The organism is Rhodococcus sp. ENV425 (assembly GCF_002887785.1).
Taxonomy (GTDB): Bacteria; Actinomycetota; Actinomycetes; order Mycobacteriales; family Mycobacteriaceae; genus Rhodococcus; species Rhodococcus aetherivorans.
Map to the genome: position 1 here is coordinate 29,154 of NZ_PCZU01000212.1, position 3,999 is coordinate 33,152.

General features: G+C 71.3%; 5 protein-coding genes. All 5 read left to right on the forward strand.

The window, feature by feature from the left end:
• Window positions 1-189 precede the first annotated feature (189 nt).
• Window positions 190-930, forward strand: coding sequence for a class I SAM-dependent methyltransferase (locus tag CQZ88_RS17805; RefSeq protein WP_231385867.1), 741 nt, complete (start codon window positions 190-192; stop codon window positions 928-930).
• 110 nt (window positions 931-1,040) lie between these two features.
• Window positions 1,041-1,472, forward strand: coding sequence for an SRPBCC domain-containing protein (locus CQZ88_RS17810; protein ID WP_006931928.1), 432 nt, complete (start codon window positions 1,041-1,043; stop codon window positions 1,470-1,472).
• Window positions 1,469-1,792, forward strand: a complete 324-nt coding sequence (locus CQZ88_RS17815) for a metalloregulator ArsR/SmtB family transcription factor (RefSeq protein WP_006931930.1) — start codon at window positions 1,469-1,471, stop codon at window positions 1,790-1,792. The genes CQZ88_RS17810 and CQZ88_RS17815 overlap by 4 nt, the downstream gene beginning before the upstream one ends.
• A gap of 193 nt (window positions 1,793-1,985) precedes the next feature.
• The gene (locus tag CQZ88_RS17820) at window positions 1,986-3,551 is read left to right on the forward strand and encodes an alpha/beta hydrolase (protein WP_006931931.1); all 1,566 of its coding nucleotides are present in this window, start codon (window positions 1,986-1,988) and stop codon (window positions 3,549-3,551) included.
• Between the two features lie 184 nt (window positions 3,552-3,735).
• A complete protein-coding gene (locus tag CQZ88_RS17825) occupies window positions 3,736-3,957 on the forward strand; it encodes a hypothetical protein (RefSeq protein WP_006931934.1) in 222 nt (73 codons plus the stop codon).
• Window positions 3,958-3,999: the final 42 nt, after the last annotated feature.

A 3,999-nucleotide genomic window follows, 5' to 3' on the forward strand; every position in this document is an offset into this window, starting at 1 on the left:
CGCCGCGGATGTTCTTGCCGGCGTGCATGTCCTCGTATGCCTCGGCGACCTGGTCGAGGGTGTAGCGGGTGGTGATCAGCGCGCATACCCCCGAGATCGTGAGCTACGCGGTCCGAAGGCTCGCACCGGCGTGAGACCCGCCTCGTCGTACCGCTGTTTCCGGACTCCGGCGAGGGGAATCCCGACGGCATGTCCACCAACGAACCGTTCGTGCCGTTCGAGCGCACGCCCGGAGAAGAGATCGATGCTGCGCACCCCTCTGCACGCTGGATGACGAGTGACGCAGCGCAGGCCCGGGACTACGACACCTGGTTCGCCAGCCCGTGGGGCGCCCACGCCTGGGCCGTGGAGCGTGGCGCGATCGATGTGGCCCTGCCGGAGGTGGCAGGCCGCACCGTGGTCGAGATCGGCTGCGGGACCGGACGGCTCGTGTGCCATCTTGTTCACCGTGGTGCCCGTGTGCTCGGTGTGGACCTGTCGGCGGGCATGCTGGCCGTCGCGGCCGGCCGGGCACCCGGCCGGGTCGTGCGCGCCGACGCCGCCCGCCTGCCGGTGCCGGACGCTGCGGCCGACGCGGCCGTCACCGTCGCGACCCTCGAGTTCACCGACGCCGCGGCGGTGCTCACCGAGATGGCTCGCATCACTCGTCCGGGCGGGCGCATCGTCGCACTCACCCTGAACCCGACCAGCCCTTGGGGGTGGCTCGATCGGCCCACCCGCCGAGCGCCGTACTCGGACGGACGCTTTGTCACGCGGCGAGAGCTGCGCCGTCTGGGCGCTCGACACGGCCGAGCCCGGGTGCAGGGCCGGTTGTTCACCGCGGCGCATCCGCGGTTCGGGCACCGGCTCGAGCCGCCGGCGGCCCTGATCGGCCGGATCGTCCCGCAGTTCGGTGCCGTCCAGGTGCTGGTCGTCGACCGGACGCGATGAGAGGTGAGTCGCCGTCGCGACGAACATATTTCTGCAACTGGGGGGTTGCAGCCGAGGAAGAAAGGTGCAACCCTGGAGTTGCACAACCCCTACCCGAACTGGAGGCGATCATGGCCCCGCTCGACATCACCCGCACCATCGACATCGCGGCACCGGCCACCAAGGTGTGGTCCGCCCTGACCGAACCCGCACTGATCGCGCAATGGTTCGGCGACAGAATCGAATTCGACGCATCGCCCGGCGGTACCGGCACGTTCGGCTGGACGGGCCACGACGCCGGACCCTTCCGGGTGCTGGTCGAACACGTGGACGAGCCGAAGACACTGATCTACCGCTGGGCACGCGACGCGAATGTGGACCCGGTACCGGGCAACTCCACGGTCGTGCGGTTCGACCTGGCCGAGATCGACGGCGGCACCCGGTTGACGATGGTGGAGACCGGCTTCGAGGAACTCGTCGACCCGCAGTCGGCCCACGACGGCAATGTCGACGGCTGGCGTGCCGAACTCGGCGATCTGGTGGAGTTCCTGGAATCCCGGTGAACGATGTGCCGAAGGGCGTTCCAGCGGTGCTCGCGGTACTGGCCGACGAGACCCGCTGGAACATCCTCACCGCGATCGGCGCCGAGGACCTGTCCGCCAGTGCGCTCGCGGGGCGGCTGCCGGTCAGTCGTCAGGCGATCGCCAAGCACCTGACCGTGCTGGCCGACGCCGGGCTCGTGGAGTCGGTTCGGGTCGGACGGGAGATCCGCTACCGGGCGGTCGGTGCCCGGCTCGGCGAACTGGCCGGCGAGCTGGAATCGATCGGACGGCAGTGGGACCGCCGGCTCGAAGCGATCAAGCGCATCGCCGAACGTCCCTAGCCGCACGGGCGGCCGGAGCGCGGCGAGGCCCGAGCGGCGACGCGCTCGGCGAGGAGGGTGGAGCGCCGTCCCGAGGGGTTGTCCATCGACACCCTCGGGGTGGTGGTGCCGGTCGCCGCCGGCACCGACCCTGTAGTGGTCCGAGGAGAGATTCGCCTCTCCGATCGAGTACCACTGGAGGGCAGGTCGATTCATGGCGGCGAGTGGAGAGCGCAGGACCCGGGACCGGGTCCTGCGGTTCGTGACCGCAACGGGAGCGGCGACGGCACTGATCGTGGGCGGGTTCACGTCTCCGGTCGGCGCGGCCGGCTTCGCCTCGGCGGCGGGGGAGATCCCGCCGGGCCTCGAGCCCTTCTACACCCAGCAGCTCCAGTGGGGCTCGTGCGACGGCTACAGCACCGACGGATCGGACCTGGCCGGGGCCGGGCTCGAGTGCGCGCGGGTGACCGTGCCGATCGATTACGAGAACCCCCAGGGCGATACCGCGCAGATCGCCCTGTCCCGATCACGGTCGACGGGGGAGAAGGTCGGGTCGCTGCTCGTCAACCCGGGTGGACCGGGAGCGTCCGGCCTCGGGATGGCCGTCGTCGGCGCCGGCACCGAGCTCGCCGAGCGGTTCGACGTCGTCGGATTCGACCCGCGCGGCATCGGTGCGTCGACACCGCAGATCGACTGCCTGACGCCCGAGGAGACCGACGCGTGGCGGCAGGACCCCGCGGTGGACATGACCCCCGAGGGGATCGCCCGGGCGGAGCAGAACCGCCGGGAGTACGCGGCGCGCTGCGCCGAACGCACGGGCACCGACGTGCTGGCGCACGTGGGCACCCGCGACGTGGTGCGGGACATGGACGTCATCCGGGCCGTTCTCGGCGACCCGAAGCTGAACTACCTCGGCTACTCCTACGGAACCCGGCTCGGTTCGGCCTACGCGGAGGCGTTTCCCGGCAACGTGCGGGCGATGGTGCTCGACGGGGCGCTCGATCCTCAGCAGGACCCGGTCGAGGAAGCGGTGCGGCAGGCCGCCGGTTTCCAGCAGGCCTTCGACGCATTCGCCACGGAGTGCGCGACCCGCGAGGACTGCCCCCTCGGCACCGATCCCGCGGTCGCAGTCGAGCGGTTCCGCTCGCTGGTCGATCCCCTGATCGATCGGCCGGCCGCGACGGAGGATCCGCGGGGGCTGAGCTACGCGAACGCGATCAGCGGCGTCATCGCGACCCTGTACTCGCCGGAGGGCTGGGAATACCTGCGGGACGGGCTGGCCGAACTGGTGCAGGGGCGGGGCGACACACTGCTGGTGCTGTCCGACATGTACGAGGGCCGGTTCGCCGACGGTTCGTACTCGAACTCTGCCGAGGCGATGGCGGCGGTGCGGTGCGTCGACGACGCCGCCGTGACCGACCCCGCCGTGGCCGGTGAACTCGACACCCGGTCCCGGCAGGCGGCCCCGTTCCTCGACGACGGCCGCGGCACCGGCAACGCGCCGCTCGGTGCGTGCGCCTTCTGGCCCGTGCCGCCGACGGGAGATCGGCACGCCGTGGAGGTCGACGGTCTGCCCCCGATCGTCGTGGTCTCCACCACCGAGGATCCGGCGACGCCGTATCAGGCGGGTGTGGACCTGGCGAAGCAACTGGACGCGGTGCTCGTCACGTACCGCGGAACCCAGCACGGCGTGGTGCTGAGCGGCCAGTGGTGCGTCGACCTGCCCGTCGCGCGTTACCTCGTCGATCTGGCTGTGCCGGAGGGGGATACGACATGCTGAGCCGGACCGGAGCCGATCCGTCGTGACAGACGTTCGGGGCGCCCGCGGTGGTCACCGCGGGCGCCCCGCGAATTCGGAGCCGAACGGCAGGGTTTCCCAAGGCTGCTGCCAGCTGCGCGGGTCAGTGTGGAGTCGTCCAACGGGCGGGGAACCACCTCGCCCCCGACGAGAGGACTGCGAAGTCGTGAAGGTTCTGAACACGAAGCTGGGCAAGGTCGCGGCGACGGGGACGATCGCGTTGGCCGCAGTGGGCGCCGGCGCCGGCGTCGCGAGCGCCGCACCCGGTTCGTCCCCGGTTCAGCAGCAGCCGGCGCCGCAGCACCAGCCGGCCCCGCAGCATCAGCAGCCCGGGCCGCAGGGGCACGGGTTCTGGCTGTTCGACCAGTGGGTGCCGCTGCCGTGGTGACGACTGCGCCCGTCCATCCCGGCTGAGGGTGCGCGGCGACCG

Bases quoted from the DNA above. Each gene is read 5' to 3' on its own strand.
- CQZ88_RS17805 (WP_231385867.1), top strand. From the start codon at position 190: ATGTCCACCAACGAACCGTTCGTGCCGTTCGAGCGCACGCCCGGAGAA.
- CQZ88_RS17810 (WP_006931928.1), top strand. From the start codon at position 1,041: ATGGCCCCGCTCGACATCACCCGCACCATCGACATCGCGGCACCGGCC.
- CQZ88_RS17820 (WP_006931931.1), top strand. From the start codon at position 1,986: ATGGCGGCGAGTGGAGAGCGCAGGACCCGGGACCGGGTCCTGCGGTTC.